Here is a 17,294-nt window from a genome sequence, read left to right as displayed (position 1 = left end):
GATACCCTAACCTGACAAACGTAAAAAAAGAACTTTGCCATGAAATTGAATACCCGAGCGCAAACTGCACAATCGCCGAACAATAATTCTCCCATCGTACTGGTTCATGGACTTTTTGGCAGCCTGGATAACCTGGGCGTGCTGGCGCGCGATCTGGTTACCGATCACGATATTTTACAGGTCGATATGCGCAACCACGGACTTTCCGGGCGCGCAGACGAGATGACCTACGCGGCAATGGCGCAGGATCTCCTGGATACGCTCGACGCCCACAACCTGCAGAAAGTGACCCTCATCGGGCATTCGATGGGTGGTAAAGCGGTCATGGCGCTCACAGCACTGGCACCTGAGCGAATTTCCGGGCTGGTGGTGATTGATGTCGCCCCAGTGGATTACGGCGTTCGCCGTCACGATGAGATCTTCGCGGCAATTAATGCGGTGACGGAGGCCGGCGTTTCCACCCGTCAGCAGGCAGCAGCCGTGATGCGTGAGCATCTTGATGAAGAAGGCGTGGTGCAATTCCTGCTGAAGTCGTTTGTTGAGGGGCAATGGCGTTTTAACGTCCCGGTGCTGTGGGACCAGTATAATAACATCGTGGGCTGGGAGGCCGTCCCCGCCTGGCCGCATCCTACCCTCTTCATTCGCGGCGGTAACTCGCCTTACGTTACTGATGCTTACCGCGACACGCTGCTGGCACAATTCCCGCAGGCGCGCGCCCATGTAATTGCCGGTGCCGGGCATTGGGTACATGCGGAAAAACCTGAAGCAGTCCTGCGCGCCATTCGTCGCTATCTCACTGATACGGCAAATTGATTAAAAAGAGAGCGACTGGAAGACGACGGGCTTCCAGTCGTTGGCGTGCCGTTTTTGCTGATGTATGATGGCGCGCTTATCGCCCGGGCATTAGCAGGGCGGCGTGTTTCCCCCGAAGTCTCAGAATCATGGCCAAAGAACAAACGGACCGTACGACACTAGATCTGTTCGCGAATGAGCGTCGACCGGGACGACCGAAAACGAATCCGCTTTCGCGCGACGAACAGCTGCGTATTAATAAACGCAACCAGCTTAAACGCGATAAAAATCGTGGGCTTAGGCGTGTCGAATTGAAGCTCAACGCTGACGCTGTCGATGCGCTTAACGAGCTGGCGGAAGCGCGTAATATCAGCCGCAGCGAGCTCATTGAAGAGATGCTGATCGCCCAGCTTGAGACATTGCGCAGCCAGGCATAAGTCTGAAAAACCCCTTTTTTACCCTTTTCATGTAGCACAGAGTGCAGTCCTGCGCGATAGCGGTTTCCGCAGGGTTGCCTGTTCTGCTATTATTGCCCTTATCCGTGGCCGAATTGCGCCACCATACCATTAAGTTTCAAGAGGTTATTTTACTCATGGCAATCATCGGCATTTTCTTCGGCAGTGATACCGGCAATACCGAAAATATCGCAAAAAACATTCAGAAACAGCTCGGTAAAGACGTTGCTGATGTGCATGACATCGCCAAGAGCAGCAAAGAAGATCTCGAGGGCTACGACATTCTGCTGCTGGGTATTCCAACCTGGTACTACGGTGAAGCACAGTGCGACTGGGATGATTTCTTCCCAACGCTGGAAGAGGTGGACTTCAACGGCAAGCTGGTTGCCCTGTTTGGCTGTGGCGATCAGGAAGACTATGCCGAGTACTTCTGCGACGCACTGGGCACCATCCGCGACATCATTGAGCCGAACGGTGCCGTTATCGTCGGTCACTGGCCCACTGCCGGTTACCACTTTGAAGCCTCCAAAGGTCTTGCCGATGACGATCACTTCGTGGGTCTGGCCATCGACGAAGACCGTCAGCCTGAGCTGACCGCTGAGCGCGTAGAGAAGTGGGTTAAGCAGATCCGTGAAGAACTGCACCTGGACGATATTCTCAACGCCTGATTTTCGCGGCGCAACGGCGGTTGCGCCCGTTTTCCAGGTAAAACCGATTAAATTAATTGCTACAAACTTTTAACTTTTTCGCTCAGACCTGTACAATGTTTCCCTGGTAAAATGTGGTTTTCATTTCACAAGTTTGTCGGTGATACCCCATTTTTATAAGCATACTTTGCCTGAGACTTGCAGTTTTCATTTAGCCGTGGCAGTTCTATAATGAGACGCAATATCCAAGGTGCATTTTCTGTCACTTCTTTCAGAAGTGAATCGTTTAGCAACAGGACAGATTCCGCATGACTGACAACAATACCGCATTAAAGAAGGCTGGCCTGAAAGTAACGCTTCCTCGGTTAAAAATCCTCGAAGTGCTTCAGGGTCCAGACAACCACCATGTCAGTGCGGAAGACCTCTATAAACGTCTTATCGACATGGGTGAAGAGATTGGTCTGGCCACCGTTTATCGCGTGCTGAACCAGTTTGATGACGCGGGCATTGTTACCCGTCATAATTTCGAAGGCGGTAAATCTGTATTCGAACTGACCCAGCAGCATCACCATGATCACCTGATCTGCCTCGATTGCGGCAAGGTCATTGAATTCAGCGATGATTCCATCGAATCGCGTCAGCGTGAAATCGCCGCTCGTCATGGCATCCGCCTGACCAACCACAGCCTGTACCTGTATGGTCACTGCGCTGAAGGTGATTGCCGCGAAAATGAACACGCGCACGACGCAAAATAAGTCACGTTCATACTCTGAGCCAGCCGTAAGGCTGGCTTTTTTTTGCCTTAAAAAGCCCGGTGGCGCTGCGCTTACCGGGCCTACGGACTATGACGCCTTTGTAGGCCCGGTAAGCGCAGCGCCACCGGGCGTAAGGCAACTTAATTATTGTTATTGCGTATCTCGTCCCAGATCTTATCGCAACGCTTCGCGACTTCCTGATCGTTACCCGTTTTACGCGCCTGGATACAGGCCTGATAATCCATCACACGAATATTCTCCTGCGTCGCGAATTGCTCATGCGCCTTCTCTTTCTTCAGCACATTCAGTACGCTCTGACAGGCTTCAATTTTCTCCGGCGAGCCTTGTGCGGTATTAATACAGGCGCTGTAAGCCTCCTTCAGCCTGGAATCTTCCTTCGGTGCCTGAGGCTGAGCGCAGGCCACCAGCCCCGATGCAAGCATCGCGACAATTACGATTTTTTTCATCATGTGCAGTCTCCGGTCCGGCGGGTCTTAACCCGCCGGAAGATTCATCAGAAGATGGTGAATGGGGCAATAACCATGAATTTCACGTCTCGTTCATCCTGGAAGATGTTGCCGTAACCGCCCGCATAGCTCGGGATATCGGAGTGGTTGTCATACTGAGTGAAGTGCAGTTTGAACATCGTGCCCTTCGCGCGCCCATCCTGCAGGGTATAGATAGCATCCAGGCTGTAGGAGGACTCTTTCAGGCGATAGTTTGGATCGTAGTACGCATCCGGCGTGGCCATGTCGCCAGGTTTTGCATCCCAGGCGTAAGCGTAAGAAGCGCCCACTGCCCAACCCGGCAGGTTCCAGTTTTTCAGATCATACATTGCGCCGAAGAAGACCGCTTTTTCCCCATCGGCGTTGAAGTCTGAGCGGTTATCCCACCAGATATCCAGACGACCGTTAGATGACGCGTAGGTTGGCGTCATACGTTGCAGGAAGTAGCCCTGCTGCCCTTCCGCCTTCACCCATGTCCCTTCCAGACGTAAATCAACCTGGCCCACTTTATAGCCGAAAGTCAGCGCCTGCAGCCACGCGGTGCCGTCATAAATGTCGTTGACGCCGCCATCGCTGACCTTGTCACGCGTACCATAGAACTGATAGCTGGTGCTCAGCGGACTTCCTGCGATATCAAATTTGTAGCTGGCTTTAGCAAAATACTGATCGATATAGCCTTCCGCCTGACCAAATGCGGCTTCCAGTACCAGATCGTTTTTAAAGTCGTATTTCGCGCCCAGCGAGTGGAGATAATCGACTTTGGTTTTCTTATCGTTCTGGTAGAACTTGTCCATTTCAATGTGCCATGGAGCCTTATACTCGTTGGTCCACATATAGGAGAAGCTCAACGCACCCGCATCACCATAGTCAAAGTTCGCCCCGGCTTCTGCACCCTGATAGGTACCTGGCATGAAGCTCCAGTGTGGTGCTAACAGCGTCTGGCCGGTTGGCTGAATATACCCTCCACGCGCCCAGACCGGGCCGTATTTAAATTTCGCTGCGGCCTTGTACAGGCTGATACCGCTCTTATCACCGGACCAGTCTTCATCGTAAGCTTTGTTGCTGGAGGAGAAGGCAATTTCGTTAGGGTGGCCGCTGTCGCCGTTTTCCGCCATTTCGATCGCGGTGAATGCAGCGATATCCAGGCCGAACATATCTGCGGCATAGCCTGACTGGAAGTCCAGGTTGGCGTTCCAGGTGGAGTGAGAAAGGTTGGTTTTATATTTGTCTTCGGCGACGTCTTTACGGTCACGTTCACGCTGCCAGTAATAGATGCCGCCCGTGAGGGTAGAATCGTCGATGAAACCCGCAGCTTTCGCCTCAGGTGTAACAACCAGGCCAGACATTGCTGTCACACCGGCAATAGCCAGCGCCAGCGCACTACGTTTGCCACTGAACGTACGCATAGATTATTCCTCTTTGACGAATTAAAGCGCCTAAAACGGCGAAAATAAAAAAGACCAGGCGGTCAGGGGTAGTTATAAATACCCTCGAATTAACTACCGTCTTTAGGTTATTTTTCGCGACGCGAATTATCAATGCTTTTCATCAGGCAAAAGTCAGGATTATGACGAAGTGCACATAATTGGTAGTGCTTTGTAACATTTGGCCGGAAGCGTGATTTGGCGGGGGTATAGCAGCGTATTTCAGGGTATTAGAACATTAGAAATCGCGTATTTTGCGAAATTTGCCATTTTCAAAAACAGACAAACTTTTTTAAAAAAAATAAGTAGCACCACATTGACCAAAAATAACGGCGGACATTTTTACAACGCCACTTTAACGATATGATCATTAATAAAAAAAACGCCGCAATAAGCGGCGTTTGTTTCTCATTGACCAGAGCGGCGTTATTATTCGCCGATCTTCGTCCAGGTGTCACGCAGACCGACGGTGCGGTTAAATACCGGTTTTTCCGCAGTGCTGTAACGGCTGTCCAGGCAGAAGTAACCTTCACGCTCGAACTGGAACGCTTTTCCTGCTTCAGCTGTTTTCAGCGATGGCTCAGCATAACCCTGTTTGATCACCAGAGATTCCGGGTTGATCGTCGCCAGGAAGTCTTCCGCCGCACCCGGGTTAGGCACGCTGAACAGACGATCGTACAGACGGATTTCTACCGGCAGCGCGTGAGAAGCGCTTACCCAGTGGATAACGCCTTTCACCTTGCGACCATCGGCAGGATCTTTGCTCAGCGTTTCGGCATCGTATGAACAGAAGATGGTGGTGATATTCCCTTCTGCATCTTTCTCTACGCGCTCGGCTTTGATCACGTAGGCGTTACGCAGACGGACTTCTTTACCCAGCACCAGACGCTTGTACTGCTTGTTGGCTTCTTCACGGAAGTCAGCGCGGTCGATCCAGATTTCACCGCTGAACGGTACGTCACGGCTTCCCATTTCCGGTTTGTTCGGATGGTTAGGCATGGCAACCAGTTCACTCGCACCCTGAGGATAGTTTTCGATAACCAGTTTTACCGGGTCGATAACTGCCATCGCGCGCGGGGCATTTTCGTTGAGGTCTTCACGAATGCAGGACTCCAGCGACGCCATTTCAATGGTGTTGTCCTGCTTGGTCACGCCGATGCGCTTGCAGAACTCACGAATAGAAGCAGCGGTGTAGCCACGACGACGCAGACCAGAAATGGTCGGCATACGCGGGTCGTCCCAGCCCTCAACGTGCTTGTCAGTCACCAGCAGGTTCAGCTTACGCTTGGACATCACGGTGTATTCCAGATTCAGACGAGAGAACTCGTACTGACGCGGATGCACAGGGATGGTGATGTTATCCAGCACCCAGTCGTACAGGCGACGGTTGTCCTGGAACTCAAGCGTACACAGCGAGTGGGTAATGCCTTCCAGCGCATCGCTGATGCAGTGGGTGAAGTCGTACATCGGGTAGATGCACCACTTGTTACCGGTCTGGTGGTGTTCAGCAAACTTAATGCGGTACAGCACCGGATCGCGCATCACGATGAACGGAGAAGCCATGTCAATTTTGGCACGCAGACAGGCTTTGCCTTCTTCAAAACCACCCGCACGCATTTTTTCAAACAGCGCCAGGTTCTCTTCCACGCTGCGATCGCGGAACGGACTGTTTTTGCCAGGCTGCGTCAGCGTACCGCGGTATTCACGGATTTCATCCGCGGACAGTTCATCGACGTACGCCAGACCTTTGTTGATCAGCTCAACCGCGTAAGCGTACAGCTGATCAAAATAGTCAGAGGAGTAGCAGATATCGCCAGACCAGTTGAAGCCCAGCCATTGCACATCGTTCTTGATGGACTCAACGTATTCGATGTCTTCTTTTACTGGGTTGGTGTCATCGAAACGCAGGTTGCACTGCCCCTGATAGTCTTGCGCAATGCCAAAGTTCAGGCAGATGGATTTCGCATGACCAATATGCAGGTAGCCGTTCGGCTCCGGCGGGAAGCGGGTATGCACCGTGGTGTGCTTACCACTGGCCAGATCTTCATCGATGATCTGACGAATAAAGTTACTCGGGCGGGCTTCAGCCTCACTCATCGTGGATTCCTCAAAGCGTAAACAACGTATAACGGCATATGATCTTATAAGCCGGACGTAGTGACAACCCTTAGTTACGGAAAATACGTATCAGATGAAAATAATGGGGGCATTTGCTGCAAAAAAAAGCGGCGGAGGATATCCCCCGCCGCTTAAGGCATGACTCTACTCAGGAGCGATTACTTGCCTTTAATCTCATACAGCGGCGTTTGACCTGCAACCACCTGACCTTTTGCCTGAATAACCAGGCCACTGAAGTCGTCGATGTTGCTGCAAACAACCGGACTGATCATGGAGCGTGCATTGGCGTTCAGGAAGTCCAGATCCATCTCCAGAACCGGCTGCCCGGCCACCACTTCAGCGCCCTCTTCCACCAGACGAGTAAAGCCTTTACCCTCCAGCGCAACGGTATCGATGCCCATGTGGACAACAATCTCCGCGCCGTTTTCGGTTTCGAGGCAGAACGCGTGGTTGGTGTTGAAAATCTTCACGATAGTACCCGCAGCAGGAGAGACGACGGTTTTGTCCGTTGGTTTCACCGCCACGCCGTCGCCTACCGCTTTACTGGCGAACGCTTCGTCAGGCACTTGTTCAAGGTCAACGACCTCACCCGTTACCGGAGAGACCAGAGCCGCCACCGTCACGGCGTTAGGTACGGCCTGTGGCTTCGCGGCCGGAGTCGCCGTTGCCGCAGGTGCGCTGTCAGCTGCTGCCGCTGCAACCGGGCCACGCGCAACCACTTTCTTCATTTCGTCACCGATGGATTCCGCTTTGGCGCCCACGATAACCTGGATAGTTTGTTTGTTCAGTTTAACGACGCCAGATGCGCCAAGGCGTTTACACATTGCATCGCTTACGCGAGCGGAGTCACCCACGGTCAGACGCAGACGGGTAATACAGGCATCAATGGCTTTCAGGTTGTCGGTACCGCCGACTGCGGCAATGTAGCTGGTTGCCAGCTGAGTTAAACCTTCTTCGGTATTGCTGTTGGCTTCACTGGTCACGACGTCATCAGTGGTATCTTCGCGGCCCGGCGTTTTAAGGTTAAACATACGGATAACCGCGCTGAACAGAACGAAGTAGATAACGAAGAAGGCCGCACCCATCACCACCAGCATCCAGACGTTCTTGCTTGCCGCTGGCAGGTTGTACATCAGCACGTAGTCGATCGCGCCTGCAGAGAAGGAGAAGCCCGCATGGATGCCCAGCAGAGTCGCCACGAACAGGCTGATACCGGTTAACACCGCGTGCATCAGGTACAGCAGCGGAGCCAGGAACATGAACAGGAATTCCAGAGGCTCGGTCACACCGGTCAGGAATGCGGTAATGGCGACTGACAGCAGCATACCGCCGACCATTGGACGACGCGCTTTCGGCGCAGCCAGGTACATGGCCAGCGCAGCGCCCGGCAGACCAAACATCATGATTGGGAAGAAGCCGGACATAAACATGCCCGCGGTGCCATCACCCGCGTAGAAGCGGTTAATGTCGCCGTGGAAAACGGTACCCGCCGCATTGGTAAACTCACCAATCTGGAACCAGGCGATGGTGTTCAGAACCTGATGCAGACCGGTTGGGATCAACAGACGGTTAATGAAGCCGAAGATGCCCGCACCCATCGCACCCGCAGAGACGATCCACTCGCCGCCCGCATGGATAGCATGCTGCACTGGCGGCCAAACGTAGCCAAAGATCGCGGCCAGAACCAGACAGAAGAAGCCGGTCGCGATTGGCACGAAGCGTTTGCCACCAAAGAAGCTGAGGAAGTCTGGCAGCTTGATGTTTGCCCAGCGGTTATATACCGCACCGCCGACCAGACCGGTAATGATACCCGCCAGTACGCCCATGTTGATTTCCGGGTTAATCGTTACCATCGCTTTCGTCAGGATGAAGTAACCGACCGCCCCTGCCAGCGCTGCGGCCCCCGCACTGTCTTTAGACCAGCTGGAAGCAACGCCGATGGCGAAAATCAGCGCCAGGTTGTCAAAGATTGCGCCGCCAGCCTGGGCGATAAACGGCACGTTGAGAAGATCGGGTTGCCCGAATCGCAGCAGCAGCGCTGCAACCGGTAGCACGGCGATAGGGAGCTGCAAAGCCCTACCGAGGCGCTGGAAAAAACCTAAAATATTCATCCTATTCCCCCTACGAGACCCTTTCCAGGCTCGCGCATTAACTATGTTTTTATTGTGTTGCTAACGATAAGTACCGTCGATAATTCACTGGCAGTGTGAGTGTGTGAAAAATTAATTCGTATCGCAAATTAAACACCCATTTTTTGTGATTTTTGTCACCAAATATCGTATTAAGCCCTCCCTTTCACTGGCTAACAGCGAAAACTTATTTTATCATTCAAAAAATCAAGACGGATTGATCCAGCCTGAAAGGTTCCAGGTTACGCTTAAGTATCAGGTTCAGGTAGCCATCCGCCCACTCTTCTACTTTAACTCTTGAGGTGAACAATGAGACTGATTCCCCTGGCAACTGCTGAACAAGTCGGTAAATGGGCCGCTCGCCATATCGTTAACCGCATTAATGCCTTCAAGCCTACCGCCGATCGTCCTTTCGTTCTTGGCCTGCCAACCGGCGGTACTCCGCTGACGGCGTATAAAGCCCTGGTTGAAATGCACAAAGCGGGCCAGGTTAGCTTCAAACATGTTGTGACCTTCAATATGGATGAATATGTCGGCCTGCCAAAAGACCACCCGGAAAGCTACCATAGCTTTATGCACCGGAATTTCTTTGATCACGTTGATATCCCAGCGGAAAATATTAACCTGCTGAATGGAAATGCGCCTGATATTGACGCAGAATGCCGTCAGTACGAAGAAAAAATCCGTTCTTACGGTAAAATCCACCTGTTTATGGGCGGCGTGGGCAACGATGGTCATATCGCGTTTAACGAGCCGGCATCGTCCTTGGCTTCCCGCACGCGTATTAAAACGCTGACCCATGACACCCGCGTGGCAAACTCCCGCTTCTTTGACGGTGATGTGAACCAGGTTCCAAAATACGCCCTGACCGTTGGCGTAGGCACCCTGCTGGATGCCGAAGAAGTGATGATTCTGGTGCTGGGTGGCGTGAAAGCGCAGGCACTCCAGGCTGCCGTTGAAGGCAACGTTAACCACATGTGGACCATCAGCTGCCTGCAGCTGCATCCAAAATCAGTCATCGTCTGCGACGAACCGTCCACGATGGAGCTGAAAGTGAAAACGCTGAAATACTTCAACGAGTTAGAAGCCGAGAACATCAAAGGTCTGTAATTGATTAACCGCCTCTTCTCTAAGAGGCGGCCGCTTTTTTTAACCGGGGGTCGTTATGTACGCTTTAACCCACGGTCGGATTTATACCGGCCACGAAATTCTGGATGACCATGCGATTGTTATCGCCAATGGCCTGATTGAACGTGTTTGTCCGCAGGCAGAACTGCCGCCAGGGATTGAACAGCGCTCACTCAATGGAGCAGTAATCTCCCCCGGTTTCATCGACGTACAGCTGAACGGCTGCGGCGGTGTGCAATTCAATGACACTGCCGAGGCGGTGACGGTTGAAACGCTGGAAATCATGCAGAAAGCCAACGAGAAATCGGGCTGCACCAGCTATCTGCCAACGCTCATCACCAGCAGTGATGACCTGATGAAACAGGGTATCCGCGTGATGCGCGAATACCTCGCCAAACACCCTAATCAGGCGCTCGGTCTGCACCTGGAAGGGCCATGGCTGAATATCGTGAAAAAAGGCACCCATAACCCGGATTACGTGCGCAAGCCTGACGCTGAACTGGTCGACTACATGTGTGCGAACGCCGATGTGATCGCTAAAGTGACGCTGGCACCAGAGATGACCGGCACTGACGTGATCAGCAAACTGGCTGCCGCCGGGATTGTGGTTTCAGCAGGACACTCAAACGCCACGCTGAAAGAAGCCAAAGCGGGCTTCCGCGCGGGCATTACCTTCGCCACGCACCTTTACAACGCCATGCCTTATATCACCGGTCGCGAACCGGGTCTGGTCGGGGCGATTCTGGACGAGCCAGACGTCTACTGCGGCATTATTGCTGATGGTATGCACGTGGATTACACCAACATTCGTAATGCCAAGCGCCTGAAAAGCGACAAGCTTTGCCTGGTTACCGATGCCACTGCACCAGCAGGTGCAAATATTGAGCAGTTCATTTTTGCCGGTAAAACAATATACTACCGCAATGGACTGTGTGTGGATGAAAACGGTACGCTGAGCGGTTCCTCTTTAACCATGATTGAAGGGGTGCGTAACCTGGTTGAGCACTGTGGGATTGCGCTGGATGAAGTCCTGCGTATGGCTACCCTTTATCCGGCTCGCGCAATCGGCGTGGATAAACAGCTTGGCGGAATTGCACCGGGTATGGTTGCAAACCTGACGGCATTCACACACGATTATAAAATTATTAAGACCATCGTTAATGGTAACGAGGTCGTCACTGAGTAAGTAAAAGTATGACACCAGGCGGACAAGCTCAAATCGGTAATGTCGATCTCGTTAAACAACTTAACAGTGCGGCGGTATATCGCCTGATTGACCAACACGGGCCAATCTCTCGAATTCAGATAGCCGAACAAAGCCAGCTTGCTCCCGCCAGCGTGACAAAAATTACCCGCCAGCTTATTGAGCGCGGTTTGATCAAAGAAGTCGATCAGCAGGCCTCTACCGGGGGCCGCCGCGCTATCTCCATTATTACCGAAACCCGCAATTTTCAGGCGATTGGCGTTCGGCTCGGCCGTCATGACACCACGCTCACGCTCTACGATCTGAGCAGCAAAGCAATTGCGGAAGAGCACTATCCCCTTCCCGAGCGCACCCAGGAGACGCTGGAGCACGCGCTGCTGAATACCATCGCGCACTTTATTGAGAGCTGTCAGCGTAAGATCCGCGAGCTCATTGCAATTTCAGTGATTTTACCCGGACTGGTCGACCCGGAAAGCGGCGTGATTCGCTACATGCCGCACATTCAGGTGGAAAACTGGGCGCTGGTCGATGCGCTGGAAAAACGCTTCAAAGTGACCTGTTTTGTCGGCCACGATATTCGTTCTCTGGCACTGGCAGAGCACTACTTTGGTGCGAGTCAGGACTGCGAAGACTCTATTCTGGTGCGTGTCCACCGCGGGACAGGCGCAGGTATTATTTCTAACGGTCGGATTTTTATTGGTCGCAACGGTAACGTCGGCGAGATCGGCCACATTCAGGTCGAGCCGCTGGGCGAACGCTGCCACTGCGGTAACTTCGGCTGCCTTGAAACCATTGCCGCCAACACGGCCATTGAGCAGCGCGTTCGCCATCTGCTTGAACAAGGTTACCAGAGTCGCGTCACGCTGGCTGATTGCAAGATAGGCACCATCTGCAAAGCCGCCAATAAAGGCGACGCGCTGGCCTGTGAGGTGATCGAGCAGGTTGGGCGCCATCTGGGGAAAACTATCGCCATCGCCATTAACCTGTTTAACCCACAGAAAGTGGTGATAGCCGGAGAAATTGTTGAAGCGGAAAAGGTGCTGCTCCCCGCGATTGAAGGCTGTATTAACACCCAGGCGCTGAAAGCATTCCGCCAGAATCTCCCTGTGGTTCGTTCAAAACTTGACCATCGCTCGGCAATTGGCGCTTTTGCGCTGGTGAAACGCGCCATGCTCAACGGTATTCTGCTGCAGCATTTGCTGGAAAGTTGATCGGACCTTATAGTAACGCCTTCTTTTTTTGATGTCGGAACGTCCATGACCATTAAGAATGTAATTTGTGATATCGACGGCGTGCTGATGCACGACAACGTTGCCGTACCAGGTGCTGCGGAGTTTCTTCACCGCATCATCGACAAAGGAATGCCTCTGGTTCTTCTCACGAACTACCCTTCTCAGACCGGTCAGGATCTGGCAAACCGCTTTGCGACGGCGGGCGTCGACGTCCCGGACAGTGTGTTTTACACCTCGGCGATGGCAACGGCGGATTTTCTGAAACGTCAGGAAGGCAAAAAAGCGTACGTGGTCGGCGAAGGCGCGCTGATCCACGAGCTGTATAAAGCGGGCTTTACGATTACCGATGTCAATCCGGACTTCGTGATTGTGGGTGAAACGCGCTCCTATAACTGGGAGATGATGCATAAAGCCTCGTTCTTCGTTGCCAACGGCGCGCGCTTCATTGCCACCAACCCGGATACCCACGGTCGAGGTTTTTATCCGGCCTGTGGCGCGCTGTGTGCCGGTATTGAAAAAATCTCCGGGCGCAAGCCATTCTATGTCGGCAAACCAAGCCCATGGATCATCCGCGCCGCGCTCAATAAAATGCAGGCCCACTCAGAAGAAACGGTTATTGTCGGCGATAACCTGCGTACGGATATTCTGGCCGGCTTCCAGGCGGGTCTGGAAACCATTCTGGTGCTGTCCGGCGTCTCGCAGCTTGATGACATTGATTCGATGCCGTTCCGACCAAGCTGGATTTACCCCTCCGTCGATGAAATTGACATTATCTGATACCAAACCACGCTCAGGGCGTGGTTTTTCATTTTTAGCCCTTACAAATAAAACTATATCTAACAAAAAGTGCACTTTATTGCATAATCATCAATAAAAGCGTCCGTGACGTACTCTTTTTTCACTATTCCGCAATCACCATTGCACTATTTCCGTTTTCGCCCGTAAATCTCTTGCGCCCCTTCTCCCTTTGCGGCATTTTCATAAGCAAGCAACATTACAAAGCAACAGGGTTAACGGAGAAGGTTATGTGTTCAATTTTTGGCGTACTGGATATTAAAACTGACGCGGGCGAACTGCGTAAAAAAGCACTCGAACTGTCCCGCCTGATGCGCCATCGCGGCCCGGACTGGTCAGGCGTTTACGCCAGTGATAAAGCGATTCTGGCTCACGAACGTCTGTCTATCGTAGACGTCAACGCCGGTGCACAGCCGCTGTATAACGAGAAAAAAACGCACGCGCTGGCTGTTAACGGTGAAATCTATAACCATCAGGCACTGCGCGCCGAGTACGGCGACCGCTACGCCTTCCAGACCGGGTCTGACTGTGAAGTGATTCTGGCGCTCTATCAGGAGAAAGGTCCGGAATTCCTGGACGACCTGCAGGGTATGTTTGCCTTCGCCCTGTACGATAGCGAAAAAGACGCGTATCTGATTGGCCGCGACCATATCGGCATTATCCCGCTGTACATGGGCCACGATGAACACGGCAACTTCTATGTTGCCTCTGAAATGAAAGCCCTGGTACCGGTCTGCCGCACCATTAAAGAGTTCCCGGCAGGCAGCTACCTGTGGAGTAAAGACGGTGAGATCCGTCCGTACTACCAGCGCGACTGGTTCGATTATGACGCGGTTAAAGACAACGTGACGGATAAAGCCGAGCTGCGTCAGGCGCTGGAAGATTCCGTGAAAAGCCACCTGATGTCAGACGTACCTTATGGCGTGCTGCTCTCCGGCGGTCTGGACTCCTCCGTGATCTCCGCGATCACCAAGAAATTCGCCGCTCGCCGCGTGGAAGATCAGGAGCGCTCCGAAGCCTGGTGGCCGCAGCTGCACTCCTTTGCCGTGGGTCTCGAAGGGGCACCTGACCTGAAAGCTGCCCAGGAAGTGGCAAACCATCTGGGCACCGTGCACCATGAAATTCACTTCACCGTGCAGGAAGGCCTGGATGCAATCCGCGATGTGATCTATCACATTGAAACTTATGATGTTACTACCATTCGTGCCTCAACACCGATGTACCTGATGTCGCGTAAGATTAAAGCGATGGGCATCAAGATGGTGCTGTCCGGTGAAGGTTCTGACGAAGTGTTTGGCGGCTACCTGTACTTCCATAAAGCGCCAAACGCCAAAGAACTGCATGAAGAGACCGTGCGTAAATTGCAGGCACTGCATATGTTTGACTGTGCACGTGCCAACAAAGCAATGTCGGCATGGGGAGTAGAAGCGCGTGTCCCGTTCCTGGATAAGAAATTCCTCGACGTGGCGATGCGTATCAACCCGCAGGACAAAATGTGCGGCAACGGTAAAATGGAAAAACATATCCTGCGCGAATGTTTTGAATCATACCTGCCCGCGAGCGTGGCGTGGCGTCAGAAAGAGCAGTTCTCTGATGGTGTAGGTTACAGCTGGATCGACACCCTGAAAGAGGTGGCAGCAAAACAGATTTCCGACCAGCAACTGGAAACGGCAAGCTTCCGCTTCCCGTACAACACGCCGGGCTCTAAAGAAGCGTATCTGTACCGTGAAATCTTTGAAGAGCTGTTCCCGGTGCCGAGTGCGGCAGAGTGTGTTCCGGGTGGCCCATCCGTCGCCTGCTCGTCTGCCAAAGCGATTGAATGGGATGAATCTTTCAAAGCGATGAACGATCCATCAGGCCGTGCGGTAGGCGTTCACCAGTCTGCCTACAAATAATCGCGACGATTCTAATCAGGCCCCTCTGGGGCCTTTTTTTTGCCTTGCATTTCACTCTCGAAAAACGATTAATAACCAATAATTGCCGAATATTCGGTCACGCTGTTCGCAACCTAACCAAACAGTCACATTCCGGCTATTTTCGTTGAAAAAGGTGTTGACGCTGCAAGGGTCTATACGCATAATGCGCCCCGCAACGCCGATAAGGTAACGCGAAAAAAGATGGCTACGTAGCTCAGTTGGTTAGAGCACATCACTCATAATGATGGGGTCACAGGTTCGAATCCCGTCGTAGCCACCATCTTTTTTGCGGGAGTGGCGAAATTGGTAGACGCACCAGATTTAGGTTCTGGCGCCGCAAGGTGTGCGAGTTCAAGTCTCGCCTCCCGCACCATTCCCAGGTAAGCGTTGCACGGATGGGGTATCGCCAAGCGGTAAGGCACCGGTTTTTGATACCGGCATTCCCTGGTTCGAATCCAGGTACCCCAGCCATATTTCTTCGATTTTGCGGTTCTCCGCGGTATTGGGGTATCGCCAAGCGGTAAGGCACCGGTTTTTGATACCGGCATTCCCTGGTTCGAATCCAGGTACCCCAGCCATCGAAGATTGCAGTACTGGCTACGTAGCTCAGTTGGTTAGAGCACATCACTCATAATGATGGGGTCACAGGTTCGAATCCCGTCGTAGCCACCAAATTAAGATTGTCGATTTTTCGGTAATCAAGACAAATTGTTGGGGTATCGCCAAGCGGTAAGGCACCGGATTCTGATTCCGGCATTCCGAGGTTCGAATCCTCGTACCCCAGCCAATTTAAAAAGTCGTTAAGCAATTTGTTTAACGCAATTGGGGTGTCGCCAAGCGGTAAGGCTCTGGTTTCTGATACCAGCATTCCGGGGTTCGAATCCCTGCACCCCAGCCACTTAAAAACAAATAAGCCCGCTCTGCGGGCTTTTTTGTTTTTGTTGTTTGTGCGGCCTGATGCCCCCTCACCCTCCCCCTCTCCCCAAAGGGGCGAGGGAATAGTCGAAGCAGCGATTAAAGTCCGAGAGCGTATTTCAGGGCCTGACGTTTCAACCCACCGGCACGTTCCGCCGCCATGAGGCCAATGTTACGCAGAATACGTACTGGCGCTAAGTCATTGCTGAACCCGGCATAGAACAGATCCATTCCCGACTGCATAATAAAATTATCCGCCATACGTCGCGTCTGGTAACGCTTCAGTACCTGATGGCTGGACCACGCTTCCGCATGCCCGCGCGCATGACTTAAAACGTCCAGTAACGCGTCAACGTCACGATACCCAAGATTTACCCCCTGCCCGGCCAGCGGGTGTATGGTGTGTGCCGCATCCCCCACCAGCGCAAGCCCGTCACGGGCATACTGCAAAGCGTGACGTCGCGTGAGCGGGAATGCGCCAGCCGCGACTGGCGTGATATGCCCCAGACGGCTCGGGAAGTGCAGCAGGATCTCGCGCTGCAGTTGTTCCATTGAAAGCCCTTGTAGCTGGCGAATGCGCGCCGGTTTGTCGTACCACACCAGTGACGCCCAATGATCAAATAGCGGTAAAAAGGCATGCGGGCCATTCGGCGTAAAGTGCTGCCAGGTGCTCTCACCCGGCGAATTCTCACACTGGACGGTAATCAGCATACAAGACTGCTCATACTGCCAGGCATGTACCCCAATACCTGCCATCTGTCTGACCTGAGAATTGGCACCATCCGCCCCGACGACCAGCTTCACAGCCAGCTCATCACCGCTGTCGAGCATCAGCAAATAGCCGCTTTCGTGAGTATGAAGTGCCTTAAGTGACGCAGGAACACGCAGCGTCACCTTCGGGTGCGCCTCCAGGGCCTGCCAGAGCGCCTGCTGGAGCACATTGTTTTCCACCATGTAGCCCAGGCGCGGCAGCTTCAGCTCCGCAGCATCAAACGCAACGTGGGCATTTTCCCACTCCCAGGTTTCAAGACGGCTGTAGGGATGCGCACGCATCGCCTGCACCGTTTCCCAGACGCCCAGGCCGCGCAGCAGATCGACCGACGCCGCGCTGATAGCAGAAATGCGCACATCCGGCTTGCTGGCGGGATCGAATGCCGGCGGTGCAGCCTGTTCAATTACCGTTACCTCAAATCCCTGCTGCGCCAGCCCCAGCGCCAGTGCGCCGCCGACCATACCGCCGCCGACAACGGCAACTTCGGTGTGTTGGAGTGTCATGGT

General features: G+C 53.1%; 14 protein-coding genes and 7 tRNA genes. 16 read left to right on the top strand and 5 right to left on the bottom strand.

Going from position 1 to position 17,294, the window contains the following annotated elements; genetic code table 11:
- The first annotated feature begins 39 nt into the window (after positions 1 to 39).
- From ybfF to fur, 4 genes are all read left to right on the top strand, one after another.
- Entirely contained in the window at positions 40 to 813 is a 774-nt protein-coding gene (ybfF, locus tag ABFI50_RS15425) for an esterase (protein WP_196347131.1), read from the top strand.
- 128 nt (positions 814 to 941) lie between these two features.
- Positions 942 to 1,229, top strand: a complete 288-nt coding sequence (gene ybfE, locus ABFI50_RS15420) for a LexA regulated protein (protein WP_088127009.1) — start codon at positions 942 to 944, stop codon at positions 1,227 to 1,229.
- Between the two features lie 155 nt (positions 1,230 to 1,384).
- Positions 1,385 to 1,915, top strand: a complete 531-nt coding sequence (gene fldA / locus ABFI50_RS15415) for a flavodoxin FldA (RefSeq protein ID WP_008501067.1) — start codon at positions 1,385 to 1,387, stop codon at positions 1,913 to 1,915.
- 287 nt (positions 1,916 to 2,202) lie between these two features.
- Entirely contained in the window at positions 2,203 to 2,649 is a 447-nt protein-coding gene (gene fur, locus ABFI50_RS15410) for a ferric iron uptake transcriptional regulator (protein ID WP_003858655.1), read from the top strand.
- A 140-nt stretch (positions 2,650 to 2,789) separates the two neighbouring features.
- On the opposite strand, the gene chiQ is transcribed toward fur, so the two are convergent.
- From chiQ to nagE, 4 genes are all read right to left on the bottom strand, one after another.
- Positions 2,790 to 3,116, bottom strand: coding sequence for a ChiQ/YbfN family lipoprotein (gene chiQ, locus ABFI50_RS15405; RefSeq protein ID WP_180253625.1), 327 nt, complete (start codon positions 3,114 to 3,116; stop codon positions 2,790 to 2,792).
- A gap of 47 nt (positions 3,117 to 3,163) precedes the next feature.
- Positions 3,164 to 4,561: a chitoporin gene (chiP, locus tag ABFI50_RS15400; protein WP_014883015.1), complete on the bottom strand. Its 1,398-nt coding sequence runs from the start codon at positions 4,559 to 4,561 to the stop codon at positions 3,164 to 3,166.
- Positions 4,562 to 5,008: 447 nt separating this feature from the next.
- Positions 5,009 to 6,676 (bottom strand): glutamine--tRNA ligase, encoded by a 1,668-nt coding sequence (gene glnS, locus ABFI50_RS15395; protein WP_023332403.1) that lies wholly within the window; start codon positions 6,674 to 6,676, stop codon positions 5,009 to 5,011.
- Between the two features lie 179 nt (positions 6,677 to 6,855).
- Positions 6,856 to 8,808, bottom strand: coding sequence for a PTS N-acetyl glucosamine transporter subunit IIABC (gene nagE / locus ABFI50_RS15390; RefSeq protein ID WP_045134261.1), 1,953 nt, complete (start codon positions 8,806 to 8,808; stop codon positions 6,856 to 6,858).
- A gap of 327 nt (positions 8,809 to 9,135) precedes the next feature.
- On the opposite strand from nagE, the gene nagB reads away from it, so the two are divergent.
- The 12 genes from nagB (at position 9,136) to ABFI50_RS15330 (ending at position 15,999) form a co-directional block, all read left to right on the top strand.
- Positions 9,136 to 9,936: a glucosamine-6-phosphate deaminase gene (gene nagB / locus ABFI50_RS15385; protein WP_008501061.1), complete on the top strand. Its 801-nt coding sequence runs from the start codon at positions 9,136 to 9,138 to the stop codon at positions 9,934 to 9,936.
- 55 nt (positions 9,937 to 9,991) lie between these two features.
- A complete protein-coding gene (gene nagA / locus ABFI50_RS15380; protein WP_176260436.1) occupies positions 9,992 to 11,140 on the top strand; it encodes an N-acetylglucosamine-6-phosphate deacetylase in 1,149 nt (382 codons plus the stop codon).
- Positions 11,141 to 11,148: 8 nt separating this feature from the next.
- Positions 11,149 to 12,369 carry an N-acetylglucosamine repressor gene (locus ABFI50_RS15375; RefSeq protein WP_014883011.1) on the top strand — a complete coding sequence of 407 codons (1,221 nt, stop codon included), beginning with the start codon at positions 11,149 to 11,151 and terminating at the stop codon, positions 12,367 to 12,369.
- A gap of 45 nt (positions 12,370 to 12,414) precedes the next feature.
- On the top strand, positions 12,415 to 13,167 hold the full coding sequence (gene nagD, locus ABFI50_RS15370) for a ribonucleotide monophosphatase NagD (RefSeq protein WP_008501057.1): 753 nt from the start codon (positions 12,415 to 12,417) through the stop codon (positions 13,165 to 13,167).
- A gap of 248 nt (positions 13,168 to 13,415) precedes the next feature.
- Entirely contained in the window at positions 13,416 to 15,080 is a 1,665-nt protein-coding gene (gene asnB, locus ABFI50_RS15365) for an asparagine synthase B (protein WP_014883010.1), read from the top strand.
- Positions 15,081 to 15,304: 224 nt separating this feature from the next.
- Positions 15,305 to 15,381, top strand: a tRNA-Met gene (locus ABFI50_RS15360).
- 8 nt (positions 15,382 to 15,389) lie between these two features.
- A tRNA-Leu gene (locus tag ABFI50_RS15355) sits at positions 15,390 to 15,474 on the top strand.
- Between the two features lie 23 nt (positions 15,475 to 15,497).
- A tRNA-Gln gene (locus ABFI50_RS15350) sits at positions 15,498 to 15,572 on the top strand.
- 32 nt (positions 15,573 to 15,604) lie between these two features.
- Positions 15,605 to 15,679: transfer RNA gene (locus ABFI50_RS15345), tRNA-Gln, on the top strand.
- Positions 15,680 to 15,696: 17 nt separating this feature from the next.
- Positions 15,697 to 15,773, top strand: a tRNA-Met gene (locus ABFI50_RS15340).
- Between the two features lie 40 nt (positions 15,774 to 15,813).
- A tRNA-Gln gene (locus ABFI50_RS15335) sits at positions 15,814 to 15,888 on the top strand.
- A gap of 36 nt (positions 15,889 to 15,924) precedes the next feature.
- Positions 15,925 to 15,999 (top strand) — tRNA-Gln (locus tag ABFI50_RS15330).
- 116 nt (positions 16,000 to 16,115) lie between these two features.
- On the opposite strand, the gene ubiF is transcribed toward ABFI50_RS15330, so the two are convergent.
- Positions 16,116 to 17,291, bottom strand: a complete 1,176-nt coding sequence (gene ubiF, locus ABFI50_RS15325) for a 3-demethoxyubiquinol 3-hydroxylase (RefSeq protein WP_050862819.1) — start codon at positions 17,289 to 17,291, stop codon at positions 16,116 to 16,118.
- Positions 17,292 to 17,294 lie beyond the last annotated feature (3 nt).

This window comes from Enterobacter sp. HNDS-6 (genome assembly GCF_039850505.1).
Lineage (GTDB): Bacteria > Pseudomonadota > Gammaproteobacteria > Enterobacterales > Enterobacteriaceae > Enterobacter > Enterobacter kobei.
This window is presented reverse-complemented; position numbering and strand designations above follow the sequence as displayed.

What these genes read in the sequence shown, in the direction of transcription:
- fur (WP_003858655.1), top strand. Translation starts at nt 2,203, where the DNA reads ATGACTGACAACAATACCGCATTAAAGAAGGCTGGCCTGAAAGTAACG.
- nagB (WP_008501061.1), top strand. Translation starts at nt 9,136, where the DNA reads ATGAGACTGATTCCCCTGGCAACTGCTGAACAAGTCGGTAAATGGGCC.
- ybfF (WP_196347131.1), top strand. Translation starts at nt 40, where the DNA reads ATGAAATTGAATACCCGAGCGCAAACTGCACAATCGCCGAACAATAAT.
- nagE (WP_045134261.1), bottom strand. Translation starts at nt 8,808, where the DNA reads ATGAATATTTTAGGTTTTTTCCAGCGCCTCGGTAGGGCTTTGCAGCTC.
- chiQ (WP_180253625.1), bottom strand. Translation starts at nt 3,116, where the DNA reads ATGAAAAAAATCGTAATTGTCGCGATGCTTGCATCGGGGCTGGTGGCC.
- nagA (WP_176260436.1), top strand. Translation starts at nt 9,992, where the DNA reads ATGTACGCTTTAACCCACGGTCGGATTTATACCGGCCACGAAATTCTG.
- nagD (WP_008501057.1), top strand. Translation starts at nt 12,415, where the DNA reads ATGACCATTAAGAATGTAATTTGTGATATCGACGGCGTGCTGATGCAC.
- ABFI50_RS15375 (WP_014883011.1), top strand. Translation starts at nt 11,149, where the DNA reads ATGACACCAGGCGGACAAGCTCAAATCGGTAATGTCGATCTCGTTAAA.
- chiP (WP_014883015.1), bottom strand. Translation starts at nt 4,561, where the DNA reads ATGCGTACGTTCAGTGGCAAACGTAGTGCGCTGGCGCTGGCTATTGCC.
- glnS (WP_023332403.1), bottom strand. Translation starts at nt 6,676, where the DNA reads ATGAGTGAGGCTGAAGCCCGCCCGAGTAACTTTATTCGTCAGATCATC.
- asnB (WP_014883010.1), top strand. Translation starts at nt 13,416, where the DNA reads ATGTGTTCAATTTTTGGCGTACTGGATATTAAAACTGACGCGGGCGAA.
- fldA (WP_008501067.1), top strand. Translation starts at nt 1,385, where the DNA reads ATGGCAATCATCGGCATTTTCTTCGGCAGTGATACCGGCAATACCGAA.
- ubiF (WP_050862819.1), bottom strand. Translation starts at nt 17,291, where the DNA reads ATGACACTCCAACACACCGAAGTTGCCGTTGTCGGCGGCGGTATGGTC.
- ybfE (WP_088127009.1), top strand. Translation starts at nt 942, where the DNA reads ATGGCCAAAGAACAAACGGACCGTACGACACTAGATCTGTTCGCGAAT.